The sequence below is a fragment of the uncultured Mobiluncus sp. genome (genome assembly GCF_947087965.1).
Lineage (GTDB): Bacteria > Actinomycetota > Actinomycetes > Actinomycetales > Actinomycetaceae > Mobiluncus.
This window is the reverse complement of sequence record NZ_CAMUES010000004.1, coordinates 39970-64473: the sequence shown is the minus strand read 5'-3', so window position 1 is coordinate 64473 and position 24504 is coordinate 39970. Positions and strand designations below refer to the sequence as shown.

Annotated in this window: 21 protein-coding genes and 1 tRNA gene; 15 read left to right on the top strand and 7 right to left on the bottom strand. The window is 57.6% G+C overall.

Translation table 11 applies throughout. The features are described 5' to 3' along the window. The first annotated feature begins 226 nt into the window (after positions 1-226). A complete protein-coding gene (locus tag Q0V70_RS05445) occupies positions 227-1729 on the top strand; it encodes a helix-turn-helix transcriptional regulator (protein WP_297589326.1) in 1503 nt (500 codons plus the stop codon). Between the two features lie 514 nt (positions 1730-2243). Here the strand turns inward: Q0V70_RS05445 and ugpC are convergent. Further along, positions 2244-3362 carry an ABC transporter ATP-binding protein gene (gene ugpC, locus Q0V70_RS05440; RefSeq protein WP_282922279.1) on the bottom strand — a complete coding sequence of 373 codons (1119 nt, stop codon included), beginning with the start codon at positions 3360-3362 and terminating at the stop codon, positions 2244-2246. A gap of 229 nt (positions 3363-3591) precedes the next feature. Between ugpC and Q0V70_RS05435 the strand changes: the two genes are divergently transcribed. Next, entirely contained in the window at positions 3592-5187 is a 1596-nt protein-coding gene (locus tag Q0V70_RS05435; RefSeq protein WP_297589323.1) for a serine/threonine-protein kinase, read from the top strand. Positions 5188-5224: 37 nt separating this feature from the next. Here Q0V70_RS05435 and Q0V70_RS05430 read toward each other — a convergent pair. Further along, a tRNA-Thr gene (locus Q0V70_RS05430) sits at positions 5225-5300 on the bottom strand. 190 nt (positions 5301-5490) lie between these two features. On the opposite strand from Q0V70_RS05430, the gene nadA reads away from it, so the two are divergent. The 7 genes from nadA (at position 5491) to Q0V70_RS05395 (ending at position 13235) form a co-directional block, all read left to right on the top strand. Continuing rightward, the gene (gene nadA / locus Q0V70_RS05425) at positions 5491-6480 is read left to right on the top strand and encodes a quinolinate synthase NadA (RefSeq protein ID WP_297589321.1); all 990 of its coding nucleotides are present in this window, start codon (positions 5491-5493) and stop codon (positions 6478-6480) included. A gap of 18 nt (positions 6481-6498) precedes the next feature. Beyond that, complete coding sequence (nadB, locus tag Q0V70_RS05420; protein ID WP_297589319.1) at positions 6499-8091, top strand: L-aspartate oxidase; 1593 nt, start codon at positions 6499-6501, stop codon at positions 8089-8091. 38 nt (positions 8092-8129) lie between these two features. Then, on the top strand, positions 8130-9047 hold the full coding sequence (nadC, locus tag Q0V70_RS05415) for a carboxylating nicotinate-nucleotide diphosphorylase (protein WP_297589315.1): 918 nt from the start codon (positions 8130-8132) through the stop codon (positions 9045-9047). A gap of 9 nt (positions 9048-9056) precedes the next feature. Beyond that, positions 9057-9755 (top strand): uracil-DNA glycosylase, encoded by a 699-nt coding sequence (locus Q0V70_RS05410; RefSeq protein ID WP_297589313.1) that lies wholly within the window; start codon positions 9057-9059, stop codon positions 9753-9755. A 92-nt stretch (positions 9756-9847) separates the two neighbouring features. Next, a complete protein-coding gene (locus Q0V70_RS05405) occupies positions 9848-10468 on the top strand; it encodes a LytR C-terminal domain-containing protein (RefSeq protein ID WP_297589310.1) in 621 nt (206 codons plus the stop codon). A 229-nt stretch (positions 10469-10697) separates the two neighbouring features. Next, positions 10698-12323 carry a chaperonin GroEL gene (groL, locus tag Q0V70_RS05400; protein ID WP_297589308.1) on the top strand — a complete coding sequence of 542 codons (1626 nt, stop codon included), beginning with the start codon at positions 10698-10700 and terminating at the stop codon, positions 12321-12323. A 381-nt stretch (positions 12324-12704) separates the two neighbouring features. Next, a complete protein-coding gene (locus tag Q0V70_RS05395) occupies positions 12705-13235 on the top strand; it encodes a fibronectin-binding protein (protein WP_297589306.1) in 531 nt (176 codons plus the stop codon). 110 nt (positions 13236-13345) lie between these two features. On the opposite strand, the gene Q0V70_RS05390 is transcribed toward Q0V70_RS05395, so the two are convergent. From Q0V70_RS05390 to Q0V70_RS05375, 4 genes are all read right to left on the bottom strand, one after another. Further along, positions 13346-13636 (bottom strand): WXG100 family type VII secretion target, encoded by a 291-nt coding sequence (locus Q0V70_RS05390; protein WP_282922270.1) that lies wholly within the window; start codon positions 13634-13636, stop codon positions 13346-13348. 150 nt (positions 13637-13786) lie between these two features. After that, positions 13787-14803, bottom strand: coding sequence for a hypothetical protein (locus Q0V70_RS05385; protein ID WP_297589303.1), 1017 nt, complete (start codon positions 14801-14803; stop codon positions 13787-13789). 156 nt (positions 14804-14959) lie between these two features. After that, positions 14960-16816 carry a cell wall metabolism sensor histidine kinase WalK gene (locus tag Q0V70_RS05380; protein WP_297589299.1) on the bottom strand — a complete coding sequence of 619 codons (1857 nt, stop codon included), beginning with the start codon at positions 16814-16816 and terminating at the stop codon, positions 14960-14962. A 124-nt stretch (positions 16817-16940) separates the two neighbouring features. Further along, the gene (locus Q0V70_RS05375; protein ID WP_297589296.1) at positions 16941-17666 is read right to left on the bottom strand and encodes a response regulator transcription factor; all 726 of its coding nucleotides are present in this window, start codon (positions 17664-17666) and stop codon (positions 16941-16943) included. A gap of 237 nt (positions 17667-17903) precedes the next feature. Between Q0V70_RS05375 and Q0V70_RS05370 the strand changes: the two genes are divergently transcribed. From Q0V70_RS05370 to panD, 5 genes are all read left to right on the top strand, one after another. Next, entirely contained in the window at positions 17904-18836 is a 933-nt protein-coding gene (locus Q0V70_RS05370; RefSeq protein ID WP_297589294.1) for a Rossmann-like and DUF2520 domain-containing protein, read from the top strand. Between the two features lie 50 nt (positions 18837-18886). Further along, on the top strand, positions 18887-19387 hold the full coding sequence (locus Q0V70_RS05365) for a PH domain-containing protein (protein WP_297589292.1): 501 nt from the start codon (positions 18887-18889) through the stop codon (positions 19385-19387). 19 nt (positions 19388-19406) lie between these two features. Then, entirely contained in the window at positions 19407-21185 is a 1779-nt protein-coding gene (locus tag Q0V70_RS05360; RefSeq protein ID WP_297589290.1) for a PH domain-containing protein, read from the top strand. 4 nt (positions 21186-21189) lie between these two features. Next, positions 21190-22026, top strand: a complete 837-nt coding sequence (gene panC, locus Q0V70_RS05355) for a pantoate--beta-alanine ligase (RefSeq protein WP_297589288.1) — start codon at positions 21190-21192, stop codon at positions 22024-22026. Between the two features lie 149 nt (positions 22027-22175). Beyond that, entirely contained in the window at positions 22176-22529 is a 354-nt protein-coding gene (panD, locus tag Q0V70_RS05350) for an aspartate 1-decarboxylase (RefSeq protein ID WP_297589284.1), read from the top strand. A 16-nt stretch (positions 22530-22545) separates the two neighbouring features. Here panD and Q0V70_RS05345 read toward each other — a convergent pair whose 3' ends face one another. Beyond that, positions 22546-22809, bottom strand: coding sequence for a hypothetical protein (locus tag Q0V70_RS05345; protein WP_282922259.1), 264 nt, complete (start codon positions 22807-22809; stop codon positions 22546-22548). A gap of 128 nt (positions 22810-22937) precedes the next feature. On the opposite strand from Q0V70_RS05345, the gene lysS reads away from it, so the two are divergent. Then, positions 22938-24503, top strand: coding sequence for a lysine--tRNA ligase (gene lysS / locus Q0V70_RS05340; RefSeq protein ID WP_297589278.1), 1566 nt, complete (start codon positions 22938-22940; stop codon positions 24501-24503). Position 24504 lies beyond the last annotated feature (1 nt).

Genomic DNA, 24504 nt, shown 5'->3' with positions numbered 1-24504 from the left:
TTGTAGGCTCGCCATTGAGTGAAAACTTTTATTAGTTTTATTGTGGTGCTGGTTTGTCGGCGTTTTCAAGGCAAAATAGTGTAAAAAAATACAAATGTTTACAATAAGATAAAAAAATGCTTTACTTGACCCCTAATGCGTAAAATTGGGATGTGAAAAAATCCTAAACTTTCACATAAGTGAGAAAGAGCGTCCCCTTCGCGGGGAAGAATTTAGAGGTGCGCTGATGACCACTAAAAAGCCCGTACGCGGTGAAATCCCTGCCCCCTTGCCCCCGGCTGAAGTGGGTAAACGCCACCACGATATCGATTTAGCGACCTTGGGAGCCCGGATTCGCTACGCTCGCACCAGCCAAGGCATGACCCTGACCGTCTTGGGGGAACGGGTCAAGCGCGCCACCTCCCTTCTGAGCCAAATCGAGAACGGCAAACGCGAACCGAGATTGAGCCTGCTCACTGCCATTGCGGCGGCGTTGGGGGTCAGTGTCGAAACGTTGATGCAGCCCAGTCCGCCCAACGAGAGAGCCGCGCTAGAACTGGAACTGAACGAGTGCCAGACCAGTGCGGAGGCGGTCAAAATGGGCATTCCCCAAGTGCATATTGGTCCGCGGCTGCCTCACGACGCGTTGAAAGCGCTGGTCGCAACGCACCGGAAACTGCGGCAAATCACGAAAATCAGTCTGGATTCCCCCGAGGCGGCCCGGAAAGCCAATCAACAGCTGCATATCGAGATGCACCACAAAGACAACTACCTGGCTGATATTGAACAGCTCGCCACGGAAATCACCGAGGCGACCGGTTTCACCGGCGGGCCGCTGTTGCAATCCGGAGTCGAAGAAATCGCCAACTACCTGGGATTTTCCATAGTTAAGCTACCCGACTTGCCGCGCGGGGCGCGTTCCATCACCGACTTGAAACACCAGCGAATTTATCTGAACTCCCTGGAAGCCCGCGATCGCGACCAACGCAACCTGATTCTTCGTGCCCTGGGGGACCAGGCGTTAAATCATCCCAAACCCACGTCCTACCACGAGTTCTTGCGCCAACGGGTCGAGGCTAACTATTTCGCCTCGGCTGTGCTGATGCCGGAAACCGCCACTGTCGCCCAGCTGATGGAGGACAAGCGGCGTCGGGATTTGTCCATCTTGGATCTGTCGGACCGGGTCGCCGTTACCTATGAGACCGCCGCCCACCGGTTCACGAACCTGGCGACCCGGCACTTGGGCATTACGGCGCACTTCTTGCGAGTTGGCACGGACGGCACTATCTATAAGGCCTATGCCAACGATGGTGTAGTGTTTCCCACGCATAATGATGGTTCGATTGAAGGGCAGCTGGCGTGCCGCAAATTCGGAGCTCGCCAGCTGTTTGCACAAATCGACCCGGCAGCTCCGTATTATCAATACACGGACACCCCTACTGGTACCTATTGGTCGGTGTCCAAGCTGGAACACTACCGAGCAGGGGACTTTTCGATTTCGGTGGGCACTCCCTTTGAACACGCCCAGTTCTTTCGCGGTCGGGACACCCCGCGGCGTTTCCAATCCAGCTGTCCCGCCGCGACTTGCTGCCGGGAGCCTTCCGCAGATTTACAGGCCAAATGGGCGCGTTACGCCTGGCCTTCCGTCAAGGTTCACTCGCATTTGCTGGCGGCGACCCCGCCGGGAACTTTCCCCGGCGTGGACGATCGCGAGGTCTACGAATTCCTGGATAAACACGCCGCTGACTGAGGGGCAAACGGGCCGCTGGCGAATCCGGGGCTCTGGGTGGGGCGTAGCTGGCCGGGACAACTGATGGTTCAGAAAAAACTGGGCGATTCTGGAATCCAGAATCGCCCAGTTTCAACCGGCAGGTGGTTGGGTTTTGGTGGTGTTGATTACCTGCCAGTTGAGGGGGTTTATTCAAATAGCTTTCACAGTTGTGATGGGGTGACACTGAAAACTGCCAACCACCAGCAAAACTATTTTCAAATTTACATGTTTCACTCATAAACGGCAACTAAATTTAACATTTCCGGCCGTTGCGTAAATCGTTAGGAAAATCCGAATCGGGCCAGGGTAGGCGCGAAGATTTCAGGCGGAAATACACGGGTGGTTCCCGCCCAGTTAGCGGGAACCACCCAGATGAGTTTGCGTTATTCGCCGAAACGTGACCCGGCCTGAGGCGCAGACACGGCAACCCGGCCTTTTGCATTGACCGGCCCACCTAAGCCTGATGCACAGACCCGGCAACCCGGCGGGTTACTTAGTCGGGCAGGCGCTTGCCGGTCGCGGCGCTAAAGACGTGCTGGTGACCTGGGGTAATCCGCACATTCATGACGCTGCCCGGCTTCGGAGCAGTACGCGGAGGTACCCGCACCACCAGGTGATCTTCCGTGACTGAACCGGAAGTCCCTTGTTCCGCACCATCGAGGTGGCCGTACACGTAGCCGTCCGAACCGAGTTCTTCGATGATGTCCACCACAATGGGCATCACGCCATCGCCGGTATCGGTGGTGATTTCCAAATCTTCAGGACGGAACCCAATCGTGACCTCGCCACCGTCAGCTTCAGTCAGGGCGCTGCGCTGCTCTGCGGAAATCGGCAGGGAAGCGCCGTAAAGCACCGCCTTGTCGCCTTCCACCTTAAACTTGCGCAAGTTCATGGAAGGTGATCCGATGAAGCCAGCCACGAAGTCATTTTCGGGGTGCTGATAGAGCTCATCTGGAGAACCGACCTGCTGCAAAATCCCGTCCTTGAGTACGGCAATCCGGTCGCCCATCGTCAGGGCTTCGGTTTGGTCGTGGGTCACGTACAAGGTGGTAACCCCCAGTTTGCGCTGCAGGGAGGCAATCTGGGTGCGGGTTTGCACACGCAGTTTCGCATCCAAGTTCGACAGCGGTTCGTCCATCAGGAACACTTGGGGTTTACGCACGATAGCTCGGCCCATCGCGACGCGCTGACGCTGACCACCGGACAGAGCCTTCGGCTTACGATCCAGGTATTCGGTCAAGTCCAAAACCTTGGCGGCCTCCTCTACGCGCTTAGCGATTTCGTCCTTCGGGGTGCCCGCGATTTTCAGAGCAAAACCCATATTGTCCCGCACTGTCATATGCGGGTACAGAGCGTAGTTTTGGAACACCATCGCAATATCGCGGTCTTTGGGCTGTACATCCGTGACGTCTTTGTCGCCAATCAGGATGCGTCCGGAGTTGACTTCCTCCAAACCTGCCAGCATCCGCAGCGAGGTGGATTTACCGCAGCCGGAGGGGCCGACCAAAACCAGGAATTCGCCGTCGGCAATTTCCAAGTTGAGCTCATCCACCGATGGGGTAGTGTTGCCCGGATAGATACGTGTTGCTTTGTCAAAAGTGACAGTTGCCATAATAATAATCCCTTCACCGGCAGGTACGCGCCGGACGATCCGTTGTAAAGGCTGGATATGAAATTTGTCAGCAACGATGCTGACCCGACCATTATTCCAGATTTCCACGCTCTTTTCAGGTTTTTGTGCACAAGAGTGGGTGGGCGGGCTGGCAGGTTGAAAGTGCGCTGGCCCGTCCCCGGTATTCGGCATCGGGGGCCAAAGCCGGGGTTTGGCTATACTCGTTTACATGAGCGCAAACGCCGAGTTATTGGGTGCCGAAATAGGCGGGTACGTTTTGGAGCGCCGGCTCGGGACGGGTGCTTCCGCCACCGTCTATCTGGCTCATGACGGCGCCGGTAATCCGGTCGCGTTTAAACTGCTGGCTCCCGGCGCTGACCTGGGGCAGCGTGATGGGGATGCCCGGGAGCGTCTGCGCTCCGAGGCGTTGGCTCTGAAACGGGCCAATGTCCCCGGGGTCGCGGCCGTGATGGATCTGGAAGTCGACGGGGTCGATGCTTTTATCGTTACGGAATATGTCCCTGGTCCGACCTTGGCTGAGGACGTGCGGGTTTCCGGCGCTTGGCAGCGCGATGATGCTTTGGAACTGGGGACCATGTTGGCCGCCACCCTGCGAGCCGTGCATGAGTCCGGGATTTGCCACCGTGATATCAAACCCGCCAACGTAATTCTTGGACCGAATGGTCCAGTTTTGATTGATTTCGGGATTTCTTCCGTTTTGGAAGACACCAGCGGTCTGACGCGAACCGGCTTGGTGGTGGGAACTCCAGGGTTTATCTCACCGGAGGTCATCGAGGGTCAGAAAGCGGATTTTGCTGACGACTGGTGGGCTTTAGCGGCACTGCTGCTGTTCACCCTGACCGGACGGCCCCCCTTCGGAACCGGCTCGCCAACCGTGATTGTCTCGCGGGTGCTGGCCGGAAATCCGGATGTGGCCGGCCTGGAGGCACCCTTGGCCGAGGTTTTTCGCCGGGTTTTGGCTCCCCAGGCGCAGCGAAGCGCGGATTTTGCCGAACTGCTCCAGGCCGTCCAGTCCGGCGCGACCGACGAGGAAACCGCCGCGACCGCCCTTCTGACCCCGGCAATCCCGAACGAACCGGGATACACCGCGCTCATGCCCCAAGAGTTGAATGGTCGGTACAATCTGGTGGGGGTGGAGAATCCCGATGCCGGGGTGGAATCCTCCCCGGAATGGTCCGGGGAGGAAACCGGGGGTGTGGCTGACACCTGGGGGGATGCGGTTTTGCCGGATCCCCAAACGGCTGTCCAGCCAGACGCCGCTGCCGGCGGTGTGGCGGATGAATCTGGTGCTAAGTCAGTTCCGGGGATGCTGCCTTTCTTGGGGCTGGCCGGCGCACTAGCCTGGACGGCGTGGGTTCCGTGGCAGCCGGCAGCATCGGGAATCATTGCGGTGATTGGCTTTTGGGTAGCGGCGGTGGCGGGCTGGCATTGGCGTTCGACCCGGAAAATTCTTTCCTTGCCCGGAGCGTTCATCAAAGGTTTGGCCAGCACCCTACCAGCTGCTGTCATCGTAGCGGCGGCACTGTTTCTGGCGGGGGAAATCCTGCGTGGGAACACGGTTACTCTGCCCACCGAACTGCCCGACACCATCCTCATCTTTGAAACAATCGTTCCAAAAAGGGTGTATATGGCACAAGTCCTGTCCGGAGTAGCGCTCCTGGTGGCGTGGTGGATTCCGCTCAGCGCTCCGCTGCGGGTTGGCGCCAGGAGAGTGCTGCGGGCGACCTTGCCCACCCCGCTGCGCCGTCTCATCCTGGGGATGCTGCTGTTGGGGCTAGCGGCCGCAGCTTTCATCCTGGTCTGAGGTGTCACTGAGAGTTACCCCAGAGGGGCCGGCAGAGTGGAGCCACTTAACAGACTCGAACTGTTGACCGTCCGCTTACAAGGCGGGTGCTCTACCAACTGAGCTAAAGTGGCGGTGTTCCGATTTTCCCATAAATTTGCCCGCGCGACAAAGCCAGTTCTTTTCCGGGCAACCTCCCCGGTGAAAAAGCCGGTTTTAAAGGGTTCTATAATCGGAAGCAGTGTTAATACGAAAGTGACTCGAATTATCGCGAGCTTTGTCAGGCAAGCCGTCCGGGAAACTTGAGGAAGGAAAGCTATCACCATGACTCGAAGCGCCACAGAAACTCAAGACCTCCAAAAACGTATTCGCCAGCTGGCTCAGGAAAAAGATGCCGTAATCTTGGCGCATAACTACCAATCCGGTGAAGTTCAAGACGTGGCGGATTTCACCGGGGATTCCCTGGCTCTGTCCCGTTTGGCTGCCGAAGCCCCGCAGGGCACCATTGTGTTTGCCGGGGTTCACTTCATGGCGGAAACCGCCAAGATTCTCTCCCCGCAAAAACGCGTTTTGATTCCTGACGCGACCGCGGGATGTTCGCTGGCGGATTGCATTACTGCCGAACAGCTGCGGGAGTGGAAAGCCGCACACCCCGGCGCGGTCGTGGTCAGTTACGTGAACACCACCGCCGCGGTGAAAGCGGAAACCGATGTTTGCTGCACCTCGGCCAACGCTATTGACGTGGTGAACTCGATTCCGGCGCAAACCGAGATTCTGTTCTGTCCCGACCGCAACCTGGGGGCGCACGTGCGGCGCGTGACCGGCCGGAAAAACCTGGTGACCTGGGACGGGGCCTGCCATGTCCACGCCGCGATGACCCCCGACATTTTGATGCAAGGAATCCTCGCCGCGGGGGACGCGGATGTCTACATTCACCCCGAATGCGGCGGTACGCAGGCAGCTGTTGACCTCATAGAGGCCGGCAAACTTAGCCCGGAAAAGGTTAAAGTGCTTTCGACCGGCGGAATGCTCTCGGAGGCGAAAAAGGCTCCGAAAGGTTCGCGAGTGCTGGTCGCCACCGAGGTTGGGATGCTTCACCCGCTGCGCAAAGTCAGTCCAGAGGTCACTTTTGAACCGGTTATGCCCCAGGCGGCTTGCCCGTATATGAACCAAACTACTTTGGAAAACTTAGTCAGCTGCTTGGAAAACGGCCGCGACGAAGTCTTTGTGGACGAAGATATCGCCGCGCGCGCCCGAGCCAGCGTGCAGCGCATGATTGCCATCGGCAACACCGCCTCACCCCAGCAGCACTAGACGCCGGAACGCACTCCCATGGATGTCAACTGGACAATGACGACCCCGGTTCTGGTAGTCGGATCCGGAGCGGCGGGCTTGAGCGCCGTCATCAACCTGGTTTTTGCCGGGGTCGATTGCGTACTGGTGACGAAAAGCGACCTGACCGCAAGCTCTACTGACTGGGCACAAGGGGGGTTGGCTGCGGTTTGGGATCGGCAAGACACTCCCGAATCCCACTACGAAGACACCATCGTGGCGGGGGCGGGCTTATGCAGCCAGACGGCGGTGCGCACCCTGGTTCAGGAAGCCCCCCGAGCCCTGCAGTGGATGATGCGTATCGGAGCACGCTTCGACCGCAACGCCGCCGGGGAAATCGACCTGCACCTGGAAGGGGGGCATTCCGCGCGGCGCATCCTGCACTCCAACGGGGACGCTTCGGGCCATGAAATCGAGATTACGCTGGCAAAAAATGTCGCCGCTATGGACGGCGCGACCTGGAACACCGGCGGGCAAGGTGAACTGAAAGTCCTGGAGGACTGCGAGTTGTGCGATGTCCTGGTCGATGGAGAAGGCCGCGCCTGTGGCGCCACGGTGCGAGATTCCCAGCGCGGATTCGGGGTCGTTTCCGCTTTTGCGGTCATCCTCGCCACCGGCGGAATCGGCCAGCTGTGGAATGCGACCACAAACCCCGAAGTCGTCAACGGAGTCGGTTTGGCCGCAGCCCTGCGCGCCGGAGCCATCGGTCGCGACCTCGAATTCATGCAGTTCCACCCCACCATTTTTGTACCGCCCGTTAAAGTTAAGGGCGACCGGGGGGTACTCGTGTCCGAAGCGGTGCGCGGGGAGGGCGCGTTCCTGGTGGACGGGCAGGGCAACCGGGTCATGCGCGGAGTTCACCCACAAGAGGACCTGGCGCCGCGTGACGTGGTTTCGGCGGCAGAACAGGAATACATGGTGGCTCACGGTTTGGATCACCTCTACCTGGATGCCACCAGTTTCGGGGCTCAGAAATGGAAAGAAATGTTCCCCACCATCTATGAGCTGGTTTCTAGCCGCGGGGTAGACCCCATTACCGAGCCCATTCCGGTCCGCCCCGGAGCCCACTATTATTGCGGCGGAATTGCGGCCACTATGAGCGGTCAAACGAACGTGGCGGGGCTCTATGCCATTGGGGAGGTGGCGTGTACCGGGGTGCAGGGCGCAAACCGTCTGGCCTCAAATTCCCTGACGGAAGCCCTGGTCATGGGCAGTTTAGTCGCCAAGCAGCTGGCGGAAGTGGACCTGCCGCAGCTGCGGCGCCGCCCGGTGGCGAAACCCGCAACGATTCCCCAACCGGTGGTCATTGCGCCGACGGTACTGGAAAAAATCCAGGAAATCATGAGCCGCGATGTCTATGTGTTGCGCGATTACGCCGGATTGCAGCGGGCTCAGACTGAGCTGGAGAAACTGTCTCCCCACGCCACGCTGGTAGCCCGAGCCCTGGTGGCACCGGCCTTGGCCAGAGAAGAATCCCGCGGTACCCACCGACGAACGGATTTCCCGCACCGCCGCGAGGAATGGCGCCGGCACCTGGACGTGCAGTTGGGCCCAGACGGAATCTCCCTGGAAGTCAGCGAGACCCCGGTGTGAGCCCACAGGGCGAGCCGGAAGTGAAAAAGGAGAGAAAAATGATGTTACCCCCAGAAATCACCAGCGCTTTAGCGACCGCGAGGTTGGATTCCCACCAGGTCACGGACTTTATTGAGGCGACTTTGGACGAAGATTTGGCTTACGGGCCAGACGTCACCACGGATGCCATTTTTGATGACAATCTCACTGTGCAAGCCCGGATGGTCGCCCGCGCGCCGGGGTGTCTGGCGGGGGTTCCCCTCGCTGCCGCGGTGCCTTTCGTGCTGGCGCAAAAGGGCGGCGCCCCGACACCGCGGGTGACGATGCGACGCCAGGATGGGGAACGAGTCGAGCCAGGAGACGTCATTTTAGAGATTACTGCCGGTGCCAGGACCATGCTAACTGCCGAGAGGACCCTGTTGAACCTGGCCAGTCAGCTCAGCGGCGTGGCGACCGCGGTGGCGGCTTATGTGGATGCGATTGCTGCTGCCTCCGGAGAGAGTGGAACGACAGGTACAAAAGCACGGGTGCGTGACACGCGCAAAACGATTCCGGGAATGCGCGTGCTGCAAAAGTACGCGGTGCGCTGCGGCGGCGGAGAAAATCACCGGATGGGGTTGGGGGACGCGGCGCTCATCAAAGACAACCACATCGCCGCAGCCGGTTCGTTGGCGGCAGCAGTGCAGGCGGTGCGAGCGCATACCCCCCAGATTCCTCTGGAAGTCGAATGCGACACTTTGGAACAGGTTCGGGAGGCGACGAATCTCGGGGTTGGGCTGATTTTGCTGGATAATATGAGTCCGGAAACCATGACCAAAGCGGTGGCAATCGCCGCCCCGCACGGAGTGAAAACCGAGGCCAGCGGGGGTTTGACACTGAGTGACGCGGCGGTGACGGCCGCCTGCGGGGTGGACTATATCTCTGTGGGAGCCCTCACGCACAGCGCTCCCATTCTCGATTTGGCCCTGGACATGTAGGGAGTGGCCATGAACACAGGCGAGAACCGAGGCGGACTGGAACGGATTATGTCCCCGGACTGGGCGCAAACTATGGCTCCGGTCGAGGACCAGATTCACGCCATGGGAGATTTCCTGCGTGCCGAATTGGCGGCGGGACGGGGATACTTTCCGGCTGGAGAGAATGTATTTCACGCCTTTCAGTACCCTTTGGAGCGGGTGAAAGTCCTGATTGTGGGCCAAGACCCCTATCCCACCCCGGGGCACGCCATGGGACTATCATTTTCTGTAATGCCCGGTACAGAAATTCCGCGTTCGCTGGTTAATATTTTTAAGGAACTGCACCAGGATTTAGGCCTGCCCCTGCCGACTTCGGGAGACTTGCGACCCTGGGCAAATCAGGGAGTCATGCTGCTAAACCGAGCTTTGACCGTACAACCGGGGAAACCTGCCTCCCATCGGGGCCGAGGCTGGGAAGCTATTACCGAGTTCGCTATCCGTCAACTCGCTAAACATCACGCCGCGCAAGGGCTGCCGCTGGTCGCGATTTTGTGGGGTGCCGATGCGCGCAAGACCAAAGAGTTTATGCCCCGCGTTCCATACCTCGAATCGGTTCATCCCTCCCCGCTCTCAGCTTCACGAGGATTCTTTGGTTCCCGTCCCTTTTCACGAGCCAATGAATTGTTGGTGGCCCAAGGCGGTCAGCCGGTGGATTGGCGCCTGCCGTGAGTGATCGGTTAACGACGCGTTTGCGTAACTTTTCCGCTGGGTTAACGGCGTGGGAACAGCCCGAAAACTGATGCAATCCGTAAGCTGGACACGTGGATGAAGCACGATACCCCGAGGATGAATTCGACCGGATTGGGAAAAACTTGCCCCAGGGCGCGCACCGGCCTGGTCAGCCCTGGTGGCACGGCTTTTTGCCTTTTGTCATCGTGATTATTGCCGCGCCCTTGTTGGCATGGGCCATGCTGCTCCTGATAGGGTCGCACCCCTCAACTGCCAACGATGCGGCGAATAAGCCACAGATGAGCCAAACCCCAAACACCGCGGCGACCCCGAGCCCTTCTGAAACCGAAAAACCCGGCGAAGAACCCACAGAAAGTGTCGAACCCAGCGAGGAACCGACCCAAAGCACCCCGCCCGCTGCGGAAAAAACGCCCGAGCCGCCTTCTGCCGATAAAAGTATCAACGTGAGTGTCTTGAACGCTTCGGGAATCAACGGACTGGCTGCAAAAATCAAGGACAAAGTGGCAGCGGATGGCTTTACGAAAGTGTCTGCCGATAACTTCCAGGGCACCAAACCCGCAGTAAACACCATCTATTACCCCTCCGACCGCGAGGCGGAAGCGCGCGAGGTGCAGCGCGTCTTGAATATCGACATGATTGTGCCCAAAGACGGCCTGGACAAGATTCAGGTTGTGTTGGTCGGCAGGCTCTAAGGCCAGCCGGACAAGTCATTTTTGCGTAGCAACTCGCCGCGGACTCGGAAGTTTAAAACTTGCACTCTAGGGGCGAGAGTGCCAAGATTGAGTTAGCACTCTCAATGTCAGAGTGACAAGTTGGTGAATGAGGCTGCAGGTCGCGCGGAGACGTGAACCGCCACAACCCCAGCCGTCCGTCGCGGGCATTCGCCGCACATGAACCTTATAAAAGCGGAGGTTGTAATAAATGGCAAAAATGATTGCCTTTGCAGAAGAAGCCCGTCGCGGCATGGAACGCGGACTGGATTTGTTGGCTGACACCGTCAAGGTAACCTTGGGACCCAAGGGCCGCAACGTGGTGTTGGAAAAGAAGTGGGGCGCCCCGACCATTACTAATGACGGCGTGTCTATCGCTAAGGAAATTGACCTGGCTGACCCCTACGAAAAGATTGGCGCCGAGCTGGTTAAGGAGGTCGCCAAGAAGACTGACGACGTGGCTGGTGACGGTACCACTACGGCGACTGTTTTGGCTCAGGCTATCGTGAAGGAAGGCCTGCGCAACGTGGCTGCGGGCGCGAACCCGATTGCGTTGCGTCACGGCATCGAAAAGGCCGTGGACGCGGTAGTGGCTCGTTTGCTCGCCGACGCGGTGGAAGTTAAGACCAAGGAACAAATCGCCGCGACCGCCTCGATTTCGGCCGCTGACGAAACCATTGGCGAAATGATTGCCGAGGCTATGGAAAAGGTCGGCCAAGAGGGCGTCATCACCGTGGAAGAATCCAACACTTTCGGCCTGAACCTTGAGGTCACTGAGGGCATGCGTTTCGATCGAGGCTACATTTCCCCCTACTTTGTGACCGACGCGGACCGTCAGGAAGCCGCTCTGGAGGACACCTACGTCCTGCTGGTGGACACCAAGATTTCCTCTATCAAAGACTTGGTGCCGCTGTTGGAAAAGGTCATGCAGGCTGGTAAGCCGGTAGCCATTATTGCCGAGGACATCGAAGGTGAAGCTCTGGCAACCTTGGTACTGAACCGTATCCGCGGTGCACTGAAGGTCGTCGCGGTCAAGGCTCCCGGTTTCGGCGATCGCCGTAAGGCTATGCTCCAGGATATGGCAATCCTCACCGGCGCCCAGGTCGTCAGCGAGGATCTCGGTCTGAAGCTGGAGAACGTGGGTCTGGAAGTGCTGGGTACCGCCCGCAAGGTCGTTGTCACCAAGGATGACACCACCATCGTGGACGGCGCTGGCGACAAGGACGCTCTGGCCGCTCGCATTCGCCAGATTCGCCAGGAAATCGAAAAGACCGATTCCGACTACGACCGTGAGAAGCTCCAGGAGCGCTTGGCCAAGCTGGCTGGTGGTGTGGCCGTCATCAAGTCCGGCGCCGCTACCGAGGTGGAGCTGAAAGAGCGCAAGCACCGCATCGAAGATGCTGTGCGCAACGCGAAGGCTGCCAAGGAAGAAGGCTTGGTTCCCGGCGGCGGTGTGGCTCTGATTCAGGCTGCCACTGAGGCTTTCAAGGATTTGCAGCTGGAAGGCGACGAAGCGACTGGCGCGGCCATCGTGCGGGTAGCAGTGGAATCCCCGCTGAAGCAGATTGCGGCTAACGCTGGTATGGAAGGCGGGGTTGTGGCTGAGAAGGTCCGTCACCTGCCCAAGGGTCAGGGTCTGAATGCCGCCACCGGCGAGTACGAGGATCTGTTGGAAGCCAAGGTGGCTGACCCGGTTAAGGTAACTCGTTCCGCTCTGCAGAACGCGGCCTCTATCGCGGGGCTGTTCCTGACCACCGAAGCGGTGGTGGCTGACAAGCCCGAGCCTCCGGCACCGGCACCGGCTCCGGCTGGCGACGACATGGGCGGCATGTACTAGACCGGTACTGAACCCTTCGAGTTATTCATAACTTTCATCGGGGCGATTTCCTGCTTTTGCGTGGGGTCGCCCCGATGGGTTTTTATGGTTCTTCGGTCCTTGAATCCATCTCGGTTGGGTCAGTTCGGGGCTGCCCACGAGAGCGCAAAGGTGAGAATGTTGTTACAAAGGTTTGGAAAACTACCGGAAAAAACCTTGAGAATTACACAAAAACTCCGAAAAGATTCCTAATGAAACCTGAGGGGTTCCCGATAAAATATTTAGAGGTTACAATGTTAAGTAACAGCCGCAAGGATTCCTCGGTTTTGAACCTGGGAAAATCGTGTGGTGAGGAACTGGGAGAACCCTGGACATAAGAATTCGAAACTGAGGCAGGACGCGATGAAAAAGTTTTTGATTACAGCAGCGGCGTTGGTGCTGGGATTGGCTTTCGGCCCGGCAGCTTACGCAGATACTTTGCCTTCCCCGGACACGTCCGGAGATTCGGCCGGTACGGTCATGGAGCACGTGAGCTTGGATTCGATGCCCTCCGGCGCCTCCGATGTGGCCGTCAATCCCGTAGCTCCTGCCCCCGCGGCTCCCTCCACTGCGGAACTGAACGCGGGCGGCAATGATGTCGATGTCCCGGCTGGTCCTGAAGTTATGTATCCTCAGGCTCCGGCTTCCGTAGCTAATGCGGAACCTCAGATTCATGCCAATGTGGCTCCTCAATCACCCGAAAAAGCCAAGACTTCTATCTCGGCGATTAATGCGAACGCCCCGCAAGCCTTCGTTTCCTCCCCGATTGACTCGGTTCCCGGTGTGGTTTCCTTTGTCTTTATCATGCTGCTGTGCGTGGGTGCCGGAGTTGCGGCTGCGGTCGTGATTTCAATCGTGACCGGAAAGAAAATCAACTTGGGTTTGCGTCGCTAAATTGCGACAAAGCCCCCTCGCAAACTTCATAAATCATTAAGAACTGAGAGACTCCCAACGGGGTCTCTCAGTTCTTTGATTTGGCGATCTGGGATTTGAACCGAAATCCTTTATGCTCCGGCAAATAACGCTGCGGCATTCGATTCTGCTTCGGCATAATTCGCGGAGGCCGTGTCTAGCTGCAAACCAATCTGGCGGAGGTTATCCTCCACGGTGGCTTGGGTGGCGCGCCATTGAGCCGCGAGAGCCGCGAAAGCTCCGGAGGCGGCACCTGTCCAGGATTCCTGCAAGGCTGTCAGATTCGCCATCATCGCTGAAACTTGGGCACTGACTTCCTCTGCACAGGCGCGAGTTTGGGCGCCGGCGGCAGCTACGGCATCGCTATCAACTTGAAATTGCATGGTGATTCCTTTCGTTTGAAACACTTCTAAAGTGAGGGAAAACCAAACTTTGGTTTTCGCACTTTCAAACTAAGGCAATACGTGCGAGCTACCCAGTCACAAAAAATCTACCTGTGGAAAACCCCGAAATCGTGCGCCCTGTGGAAAACTCTATTCCTGCACTTCAGAGATGGTTTTAGAGTCAACTTCAGCGGGTTTTAGCGCTTTCATGACCATCGTATCCATGGCTTCAGCGACGTTCTCGAGGGTCGAACCCAAATCCGCTTCATCCGGAGGCGCATAAGGGTTGACCTCGTCCGGTTCATCCGTATCCTCCGTATCCCCATCCCCTGGGGAATTACCAGACAAGTCCCCGGTTTCGGGGTTGGTGACAGCAACTTTCGGGGTGCCCTCCCGCGGAGTGGGTGGCAGTTCCGATGTCGGTGTCGCAGCGGGAATCGCGCCGGTCTGAACCGTGGGGTCAACCCCGGCACCAGCGATGTCCAACCCGGCAGTACCGGTTTTTTCCAAACGTTCCAATTCGGCGCGGAGATTTTCACGGGCTTGTTCCTCCCACGATGCAGCCCCGTGCGTCCAAAACAGTTGCGGGCGGTTCAGCAAACTGCCGATGACTTTGGAACGGGCGGAAATGAAACAAGCCTCGTCATAGGCGGCGTATTCGCGGCGAATAGCTCGCAAGTACTCCAAGTACTCCTGAGGATCCGCCGCCAATATACATAAATCCGCATCGGAAAGCACCTGGGCATCGATGTCGTCAACCGCCTGATGGCGGTACAAACCCCGGATGAGATCGGTAATTTTATCAATCTGCGGCTCACTAACGCCTAGCTCAGCTAGAGAATCAGCAGCATAATCGGCGGAACCCAGCACGTTCAGCCCCGCTTCCCCGCGCTCAACCGCCGCTTCGGAAACATCAAAAATCGCACCGTGATACCACACAGCCAAGCGTATAGCATCCACGTCCCGAGCTTGTTCGCTGAGAATATCAACGTTTTCCAGGGTGGTTTTCAGATAATCCAGGTTATGAAAATGGCGCTCCGGAGCCATCCACCGCTGCGCCAACTCGGTGCCTACGGATTGGGCTACGTCTCGTGGAGCTGTACCGCCTTCAGCGGCAACAGAACGGGCAAAACCCGACAATAACCAAGCCGGTATCATCTCGGCCATACACATCATCCTCTGCCAGCTTGGGGAAACCCAAAGCAACCTACCAAGTATACCTGTTTATCCCGGTAGTAACGACTTTCGCCTAAAACCGAAGCTCCAGACGGTATAAACCGTATTTCGAAGCCCCACCTTTGGTGTCGAGAAGAACTCATAGACCTAAGCGGAACGCGGCGGGGGTGGAGGCGGGGGAACTTTCGTCGGCTTGGGAACCGGTTTTGCGGGAGGCCGAGGGGAAGCTGCCACGGGTGGAGTTGGCTGTACCACCGGGGTGGGCACGGCAGGTCGCACCATCGGAGGCACCGGTCTTACGACAGGCATACTCTGCGGCTTCGGAGCGCTGGCTGGCGCTTTACGAGCGGGGGATGGGGTCTGCCGGGAACTTTCTTTGGCGTTGGAAGCCTTGTTGATAGCGGCTGAAGCCGCAGCGAACTTCGCGGCTGGACTGCTCGGGTTCTCGCCTTGAGAATCCACGTGCGAAGCCTGGCACGGTAGCTTAATCCTCACCGTGGCGCCACCGCCGGGAGTCTGGAGCATAGCCACCGTACCGTTGTGAGCCGAAACGATACCGGAAACGATTGCCAAACCTAGTCCGGTACCGCCCGTGGTACGCACTCGTGACGTATCGGAACGATAGAAACGTTCAAAAACCTTTTTGGCATCCTCGGGAGCCACACCCGGACCGTGGTCACGAATCTCCAGGACAGCACACCGCTGGAACGCAGGAATCTTTGAAGCCGCGGCATTTTTAAGGGGAGCTCCGGTTTCATCAGGCCACATGTGGTAACCCACCACCACCTCGACGGGGGTATTGGCCGGAGTGTGCTGCCGCACGTTAGTCAGCAAATTGGTGATAACCTGTGAAATCTTTTCCGCATCCACGGTTGCATAGACACTGTAGACTTCCTCCAGCGTCTCATCTTCCATGTTCAGCAGCTGCATGTCGCGTTCCGGATCCAGCACGGCCATATCCGACAGGGAGTTCCGCGCCAAAGCGGTAATATCAGTGCGCTCGAAGGTCATCGGACGGTGTTCATCCAATCGTGCCAACGTCAGCAAGTCTTGCACCATATTGCCCATGCGGGTGGCCTCGGACTCGATACGCGCCATAACCTCCGCCTGACGCTCCGGGCCCACTCCGCCCATGCGCGACAGTTCCGCATAACCGCGAATCGCGGCGGTGGGGGTACGCAGCTCGTGGGACGCGTCAGAAACGAAACGCCGCATCTTGCGTTCGGACAGCTCCACCGCTGAGAACGCCTGTTCCAGGTTGGAAAGCATCACGTTCAAAGAGTTCGCCAGCGAACCCACTTCGGTGGTGGTAGGGGCTTTCTTAACACGTTGGGTCAAATCCCCGGCCGCAATCTTGTTCGCGACCCCCTCAATCTCATGCAGAGGCCGGAAAGCCCTCCCTACCAGGTAGTTTGTCATCAAAGTGCCGACAATAGCGATAATCAAAGTCGAGATTGAGATGGTGAAAATGATGGCCTGGAGCATATTGCGTTGCGGCGTCATCGACAAACCGACAGTCGCAGCCCCGGCGACTTTGCCCTGCGAAGTTAGTAAAATCGACAAAACCCGCCATTTTTGACCTGATTTGGTCGAAGGGACCGTAGTTCCGGGCATGACCAGCGAAGACGCATTACTGATGGTGGGGATATCGGCTTTTTTCGGCAAGTATTGACGCTGCGGAATGCCTGACTTACTCTTTGTTGCCGGGGTAATAAATTCGCGGTCCGGACGGTGCATAGAGCCCGTGAACTGCACGTAGATGTAGTAATCGCTGGGCATATTATTGGAAAACACCGTAGTGTCCGAGAGATTGGCGGCGTTGGGACCCATAACCCTGGCCGCCGCGGAAAGCTGCGCGTCCTGCTGACTGGTCAGGTACGACGAAAGCGACAGCACCGTTACGGTTCCAGCCAACGACAGCGCTGTCACCAAGGCGACTGCAAAAATAATCGTCAGCCGCGTGGCCAAGGCCAGGGAGATCCACAGTTTCCCTATTCCACGCACTTGCCACTCCTCATCTGACTCGGGTGCTTTTTCGAAAGTCCGACACGTTCCACCAGGTGGCGGGGAATTGGTTTACTACCGCCAGAGGCTCTCACCTTTCGCTGCGGCGGTAAACCTCCAATACCTACTCGTTGGGGTCACGCAACAGGTAGCCGACACCGCGACGCGTCTGGATGAGCGAAGGCGGAATCTTGCCGTTCTCGTCAGGGGCGTCAAGTTTGCGACGCAGGTAAGAAATGTAGGATTCAACGATGGCGGCATCACCTTCCCAATCGTATTCCCACACGTGATCGAGGATTTGCGTCTTTGAGACCACCCGGCCTTCGTTGACCATGAGGTAACGCAGCAGTTTGAATTCGGTGGGGGAGAGGTCGATGAGGCGACCGCCGCGATGTACTTCGTAGAGGTTGTCGTCCAGCTCCAAATCAGCCACGCGTAGCAGCGGCTGTTCTACTGCGGAGTGCTTCGTGCGGCGCAGGATAGCGTTGATACGAGCCACGACTTCTTCCAGGCCAAACGGCTTGGTGACGTAATCATCACCGCCAGCTTGCAGACCCTCGACCTTGTCGCGCATGTCGTCTTTGGCGGTCAGGAACAGAATTGGCATATCGATGCCGGAAGCCCGCAGCTTACGGGTCACGGTAAAGCCGTCCATATCCGGCAACATGACATCCAAGATGACCAAATCCGGCTTCTCCGTTGTGGCCAGGCGCAAGGCCTCGGTACCATCCCCGGCGCTCAAGACATCGTATCCCGCAAAACGCAGGGAAGACGCCAGGAGATCGCGAATATTAGGTTCATCATCCACGACCAAAAGTCGTGCTTCGCTCACTGCAGGTTCCATAACCATCCTCGTTAAACAAAATGTTCAAATTGCCGCGCAAGTTAGGAGGCACGGCACTCCTTACATACATCTTAACTGCAAAAGTCAGTGCTGGGTGCAGCTTGGAGCGGATTTCCAATCGAATACTCCTGAGATTCTCTGAATTCACGAGTCCCCGGTCAGCAGCTGGGTGGGGAAAATCTGGTTTGGGCAGCATGGACTCGCGCCGTGTCCCCCGTGGTGCGGGTGGTTTACGATAGTGTCATGTCTGAAATTGGTGGGAGTCCCAGCCCGGCTCTGCGGGTAGGCGTTATCGGTATGGGGGCGGTTGGCCCCATCCTGGCCGCAGCGTTCACGCAGGCAGGACACACTTTAGTGGGGGTTTCTGCGCGTTCGCAGAATTCCCAAGAACGGGTGGACGCCATCCTCCCCGGTGTTGCGGTGGTGCCGCCAGCACAGCTGGTCCCCGAGTGCGACCTCGTGGTGTTTACCGTGCGAGATCAAGAAATCGCCCCTCTGGTTACGGAATTAGCCCAGTCACAAGCGTTTCGAGCGGGTCAGCTGGTCGCTCACGTCTCGGGGGCTCACGGATTGGATGTTTTGCAGCCCGCCGCCGCAGCGGGAACTATTCCACTGGCTTTGCATCCGGCGCAGACGTTTTCCGGGACGTCCTTGGATTTGCAGCGTTTACCGGGAACCCATTGGGCAGTCAATGCTCCACGGGCATTGCTGGCCGTGGCTCAAGCTCTAGTTTTGGACCTCGGTGGGATACCGCATGTGTTGCCTGATTCTGCACGTCCCCTGTACCACGCAGCCCTAGCGCACGGGGCAAATCACCTGGTGATTGTGGTGTCCCAAGCCTTGCGAGCGCTGCGAATGGCGGGTCTGGACGACCCGTCAGCCTATGTCGAGCCATTGTTTAAGGCCGCTTTTGACAGAGCTATACAGGAGGGGGAAGCGGGACTGTCCGGGCCAGTGGTGCGTGGAGACTCTCAAACCGTCGTCCTACACCTCAATGCGCTGCAGGACGGACCCGTCCTTGATAAAGACGACTTGGACCCGGCACTGCCTTTTGATGATTTGGCTGACGTCCCCGACTCCTACCGCGCCTTGGCAAGAGCCGCGGCACAACGTCTGAGGCTACGCGGAAATTTGAGCCCCACCCAGTTCGACCAGCTTCGTAAAATATTGGACTAAGTGCAGATTCTGCCTCGATTAATCCCCGTGTACCCGGATAAGATGTCCCTATGAGTGGTGAATTATTTAACCCTGAGGGTGTGACGTTTAAGCCGATTTCTATGAAGCTCATCACGGTGCGGATTTTGGGGCTACTGGTGTGGGTTGTGGTTTTCGCGCTGGCTCTCGGGATATTTGCGGGGGCAATGATGTTCACGCAAGGGGTGTCGTGGTTTTGGCTCCTAGAAATTGTACCGATTGGTCTATTGGTGTGGCAGCTGTGGTTAATTCCGCGACAGGTTAAGGCATGGGGCTACGCCGAGTCTGAGCGGGATTTGTTCTTACGTCGCGGCATCATGTTTAAGAAAATGTGGGCGATTCCTTACGGGCGGATGCAGTTCGTGGATGTGCAGCAGGGGCCTATCGACAGGATTTTCGGTATCGCCCAGGTCAGTATGAAGACCGCTTCGATGGAATCGGCGGCGAGCATTCCCGGACTGGATCGAGACGAGGCAGATCGCTTACGTCAAATCCTCACCGCGCGCGGTGAATCCTTGCGAGCGGGATTGTGAACACGGCGAGGAACGACAGATGAAACAACCAATTAATCCGGGCTGGGAACCCTCGGATGAAAAGCCGAAAGAATCTTCGGCGGCTTTGCCCTCACAGGGCTTGTCGGAGGGGATTCCGGCCAGTTCTGACCTCAGCAGCGTCGCCGCGCAACCTCCGGTTTGGCGTAAAGTGCACCCCTTGACACCACTAACCCAGGTTTGGGGGGCTCTGGTGGTGCTGGTAGCGGTCATTCTTTCGCAGCTTGACTCGATACGCGACGTTTCCCAGGCGATGTCGGCGATAAGAGCAGGGGGAAAGGTCTTGCCGGTGCTGCTTTTTTCCCTGCTGGGAATCGTGGTGCTTCTGCTGTTGCTGGTTCTCTTTGCCTATCTGAGCTGGAGATTTACCGCTTACGCGCTGACTGATGAAGCGGTTTTGTTTCGCCACGGCATCATTTTCAAAAAAGAACGTCATATGCGGCTAAACCGGATTCAGGCGGTGGACGTAATCGCTCCGTTAGTGCCGCGTCTGTTCGGTTTGGCGAAGTTGCACGTAGATTCCGCGGGAGCCAGTGGTTCTCAGATTGACATCATGTATCTGAAAGCCTCCCAGGCTCAGGCGTTGCGGGCTGAAGTGCTATCGAAGGCATCCGGTCAAAAAACCCCAACTGACTCCGCGACGGATACCACTAATTCTTTAACGAATGGTCCAAAAGTTATCGGGATAGGTGAGGCCGGACTGGTGGGAGCCTTACCCGCCGCCAGCGGAGAAGCACCTGAGACAACGCTTTACGAAGTGCCAACCGATATGTTGGTAGGTTCCATTCTGCGTTCCATTTCTACCTGGTTCGCGGTGCTGCTCATCCCCCTGCTGTTGGTACTGGGGTTAATCCCGGCGATAGCCATCTTCATGAGCGGTGACGCGGACAGTTTCTGGGCCGCGCTGTTATTGGCACCTCAAGCTCTGCTCGGTGTGCTTGCCGGTATTTTTGCTACTATCACGGCGATAGGCCAAAAAGTCAACGAAGGGTGGAACTTTACCGCGGCGGCTTCTGCAGATGGAATCCGACTGCGTCACGGACTGACGACCCATGATTCCCAAACCATTCCTCCCGGACGAGTCCACGCCGTAGTCTTGAAGCAGCCCCTGTTGTGGCGGGGCAAGGACTGGTGGCGAGTCGAGCTAACTATGGCCGGATATCAGGGTGCCGCCGAAGGGAATGGTAACAATAAGAGCAAGACCAGCTCCCACGTGATGCTGCCGGTAGGAACCCGAACTCAGGCCTTGCAGGCATTGTGGATGATGGAACAAGACCTCGGCGCGGTCACCGACCTCAACGGCACCGAAATTGGAACAGCCGGTACAAATCTCTTGGAAGTCATGATGTACGGCTCCGGGTCAGCTCCCGGTATTTTTACCGCTTCGCCGAAAGCCCGCTGGCTTGACTGGATTACGTGGAACCGCAAAGCTGCCGTGCTGACCACAACGATGGTGATGATTCGTGACGGAAGAATCACCCGCCGCGTGTCCTTCGTGCCGCATTGCCGGATGCAATCCGTAGCCCTGCGGCAAGGACCGATGCAACGGGCTTTGGGAATGGCGAACGTTAAACTGCACCTGGTACCGGGGGTCGTGCCAACCACGGTGTACCATCTGCCTACTGCCTCCGCGCAAAGTCTGTGGGAACTGCAAGTCTCACACGCGGACATGGCGCGCGAGAAGGAACCCCCAGCCGCCTGGCTGGAACGCGTCATCTCGAATACGCAGCCTTGTGCCGACTCTAACGAGGAACAGACAGATATTTTCAGAGAGGAATAAGACCGTGGAATTACTGAAAACCCGAGAAGAATTGGCGGCTTGGCGCAAAGGTGTTCAGGGCAGACTCGGCCTGGTCATGACGATGGGGGCTCTGCATGAGGGGCATTTAGATTTGGTTCGGGCCGCGAAAGACCAGGCGGATACCGTGCTGGTGACGGTATTCGTCAACCCTACCCAGTTCGCTCCCGGCGAGGATTATGACACCTATCCGCGCGACCTGGCGGGAGATGCTGCCAAGCTCCAGGCGGTCGGCGCTGACGCGCTGTTTGCGCCTACCCCTGAAGTGATGTATCCGGCTGGCGAGACTTTGGTACGTTTCGACCCCGGTCGCGCCGCCACAATCCTGGAAGGCAAAACTCGCCCCACGCACTTTGCCGGAGTGCTGCTGGTGGTGGGCAAGATGTTCCACTTGGCCCGTCCCGATGTGGCTGCTTTCGGCAAAAAAGATGCCCAGCAGCTCGCTATTGTCTCCCAGATGGTTACTGATCTGGACTTCCCCCTGACTATTTTGCCCGTGGAAATCCGCAGGGAACCTGACGGTCTGGCCTTGAGCTCGCGCAACCGCTACCTGTCACCTCAGGAACGCGACACCGCCCTCAACCTTTCCCAGGCTCTGAAATGGGGGCGGGAAAACGCATCCCGCCTTGGTGCGGGCGATTTGGCAGCCAAAGTGCGGCAGCGCCTCGAAGCGGTGCCGGGTATAGACGTGGATTATGTCGCCCTGGTGAATCCGGTGGGGTTTGTGCCGATTACTGGCGATTATCACGGCAACGCAATCCTAGCGTTGGCGGCGAAAGTCGGGTCCACACGACTGATAGATAATATGGACGTGCAACTGTAGAGGTCACAAGGGTTCTGCCGCGCCTTTCGGGGTGAGCTTTGCGTGCGGGGGAAATGTTGCGGCCGTACCATCTTTCGGACTACCCTGTGAAAGACCCCTGGGGTATCACTCCCTGAGGAGCGAATCGGGAAACCTGTTGAGGGGAAAATATGCGGATGCGAACCATGATGAGCGGCAAGATTCACCGCGCTACCGTGACCGATGCGGACATTAACTATGTCGGATCCATCACTATTGACGCGGATCTGCTGCAGCGTGCCGACATCCTGCCGGGGGAACAAGTTGATGTGGTCGATGTCAATAACGGTTCGCGCCTGACCACCTACACGATTGCCGGTACCCGTGGTTCCGGCACGATTCAGATGAACGGACCCGCTGCTCGGCTGGTGGTTCCTGGAGACCTGGTCATTATCATCGCTTACGCCACTGTTGATGAAGAAACAGCTCGGAACCTGACTCCTCGCGTGGTGCACGTAGACGCGAACAACCATCCGGTTAACTAACTCCGGGTGTTGCCGCTTACTCGATGTGCAGGAACAGCTGCTCGAGGTGCTTGATGTTTGCCGCGCGTTCCGGTTCACTGGCTTCGGCTGTGCCCTGCAAGCTGGAGACCATCAGTGCGAAAGAGGCTCTGTCTAAGCGCCGCGATGACTCGTTCAGCTTAGAAATCAATACGCTCGCGTCCGCATCAGTATCCAGGAGACCAATGACCTCATCTAAGGACTGTTTAGCTTCGCTCAGCCGGGTGGAAACAGTCATTTTGTCAGCGGCGGAAAGTTGCATTGAATCCCCTAAACGACGTGATTAACCTCTTGGCGTTATTTTACCTGCCGCAAGCCTGTCGGGGACCCGGTTGAAGGTGGAAAACCCTTGCGGAACAACGCTACCGGGGAATGGTCTAAACTAGGACGGTGGCTGAAAACAAAAACAAAACTGAGAAAGTAAACCCAGCGCCGGCGGCGAGCGACGATGAGACGTATGCGGCCGAGGCTCCTGAACAGATTCGAATCCGTGCGGAAAAGCGTGCCAAGATGTTGGCCGAGGGCAGGACTCCCTACCCGGTACACGTGGATATTTCCGCAACCATTTCTGAAGTTCGCCAGAAGTATCCGGATCTGCAGGCGGGGGAAGAAACCGAAGATTATGTCGGCTTGGCCGGGCGGGTTCGTCTGATGCGTTCCAGCGGCAAGCTGGCTTTCGCCACTTTGCAAGAGGGCAATGGTTCCACCATTCAGATAATGGTTAGTGAGCGGGAAGTCGGCCCGGAATCGATGTCCGCCTACAAGGCAGAGGTTGACCTGGGCGATCACCTGTTTGTCCACGGCCGGGTCATCAGCTCCAAACGCGGAGAACTGTCCATTTTTGTGGATTCTTGGCAGCTGACCTGTAAAGCGTTGCGTCCCTTGCCGAAGTCATACGTTAATGAAGCCGGCGAAGAAGTCTCGTTGAGTGAAGACATGCGGGTTCGTCGGCGCGACCTGGATATGATTATGCGCCCCGCTGCTCGCGACATGGTGCGCAATCGCTCCCGGGTGGTGCAAACGCTGCGCCGCTACCTGGATGAGCACGGCTACCTCGAGGTAGAAACCCCCATGCTGCAAAACTTGCACGGCGGGGCTGCCGCCCGTCCTTTTGTGACCCACATGAACGCCTACGACACGGAGCTCTACCTGCGTATTGCCCCGGAGCTGTTCCTGAAGCGCTGCCTGATTGGCGGAATAGACAAGGTTTTTGAAATCAACAGGAACTTCCGTAACGAAGGCGCGGATTCTTCGCACTCCCCGGAATTCACCATGATGGAGGTGTATTGCGCTTACGGGGACTACCATCAGATTGCTGACCTGACTCGGGAGATGATTCAGCGCTGCGCCCGGGACGTGTTTGGTTCCGAAGTCGTGACATTGAACGATGGCACTCAGTTCGATTTATCCGGGGAATGGAAGTGGATTGACCTCTATGGTTCCCTGTCTGAGGCACTGGGCCAAGAAGTGACGGTACGTACCCCGAAGGATGCCTTGGTCGCTTTGGCGGATCGGCTCGACATTGAGCTGGAACCCTACTATACCTCCGGAAAAATCGTGGAAGTCCTGTGGGAAGAACTGGTTGGCGACAAATTGTGGCAGCCGACCTTTGTTTGTGATTTCCCCGAGGACACTTCGCCCCTGGTTAAGACGCACCCTGACAAGCCCGGCCAGGTGCAAAAGTGGGATTTGATGATTCGCGGCTTTGAAGTTGCCACCGGATATTCCGAGTTGAACGACCCGGTGGTACAGCGGGCACGCTTTGAACAGCAGGCTTTGGATGCCGCCAACGGAGATCCGGAAGCGATGGAAGTGGATGAGGACTTCCTCATTTCGATGGAACAGGGGATGCCTCCCGCCGGCGGTATGGGGATGGGTCTGGACCGTTTGCTGATGACCTTGACCGGAGCAGGAATCCGCGAAACTATTACGTTCCCGCTGGTCAAGAGGGTGTAGG

What these genes read in the sequence shown, in the direction of transcription:
- Q0V70_RS05435 (WP_297589323.1), top strand. Translation starts at nt 3,592, where the DNA reads ATGAGCGCAAACGCCGAGTTATTGGGTGCCGAAATAGGCGGGTACGTT.
- Q0V70_RS05410 (WP_297589313.1), top strand. Translation starts at nt 9,057, where the DNA reads ATGAACACAGGCGAGAACCGAGGCGGACTGGAACGGATTATGTCCCCG.
- nadB (WP_297589319.1), top strand. Translation starts at nt 6,499, where the DNA reads ATGGATGTCAACTGGACAATGACGACCCCGGTTCTGGTAGTCGGATCC.
- Q0V70_RS05345 (WP_282922259.1), bottom strand. Translation starts at nt 22,809, where the DNA reads ATGCAACTTTCCGCCGCTGACAAAATGACTGTTTCCACCCGGCTGAGC.
- panD (WP_297589284.1), top strand. Translation starts at nt 22,176, where the DNA reads ATGCGGATGCGAACCATGATGAGCGGCAAGATTCACCGCGCTACCGTG.
- Q0V70_RS05370 (WP_297589294.1), top strand. Translation starts at nt 17,904, where the DNA reads ATGTCTGAAATTGGTGGGAGTCCCAGCCCGGCTCTGCGGGTAGGCGTT.
- Q0V70_RS05385 (WP_297589303.1), bottom strand. Translation starts at nt 14,803, where the DNA reads ATGGCCGAGATGATACCGGCTTGGTTATTGTCGGGTTTTGCCCGTTCT.
- nadA (WP_297589321.1), top strand. Translation starts at nt 5,491, where the DNA reads ATGACTCGAAGCGCCACAGAAACTCAAGACCTCCAAAAACGTATTCGC.
- Q0V70_RS05360 (WP_297589290.1), top strand. Translation starts at nt 19,407, where the DNA reads ATGAAACAACCAATTAATCCGGGCTGGGAACCCTCGGATGAAAAGCCG.
- Q0V70_RS05390 (WP_282922270.1), bottom strand. Translation starts at nt 13,636, where the DNA reads ATGCAATTTCAAGTTGATAGCGATGCCGTAGCTGCCGCCGGCGCCCAA.
- ugpC (WP_282922279.1), bottom strand. Translation starts at nt 3,362, where the DNA reads ATGGCAACTGTCACTTTTGACAAAGCAACACGTATCTATCCGGGCAAC.
- nadC (WP_297589315.1), top strand. Translation starts at nt 8,130, where the DNA reads ATGATGTTACCCCCAGAAATCACCAGCGCTTTAGCGACCGCGAGGTTG.
- Q0V70_RS05445 (WP_297589326.1), top strand. Translation starts at nt 227, where the DNA reads ATGACCACTAAAAAGCCCGTACGCGGTGAAATCCCTGCCCCCTTGCCC.
- Q0V70_RS05395 (WP_297589306.1), top strand. Translation starts at nt 12,705, where the DNA reads ATGAAAAAGTTTTTGATTACAGCAGCGGCGTTGGTGCTGGGATTGGCT.
- groL (WP_297589308.1), top strand. Translation starts at nt 10,698, where the DNA reads ATGGCAAAAATGATTGCCTTTGCAGAAGAAGCCCGTCGCGGCATGGAA.
- Q0V70_RS05365 (WP_297589292.1), top strand. Translation starts at nt 18,887, where the DNA reads ATGAGTGGTGAATTATTTAACCCTGAGGGTGTGACGTTTAAGCCGATT.
- Q0V70_RS05375 (WP_297589296.1), bottom strand. Translation starts at nt 17,666, where the DNA reads ATGGTTATGGAACCTGCAGTGAGCGAAGCACGACTTTTGGTCGTGGAT.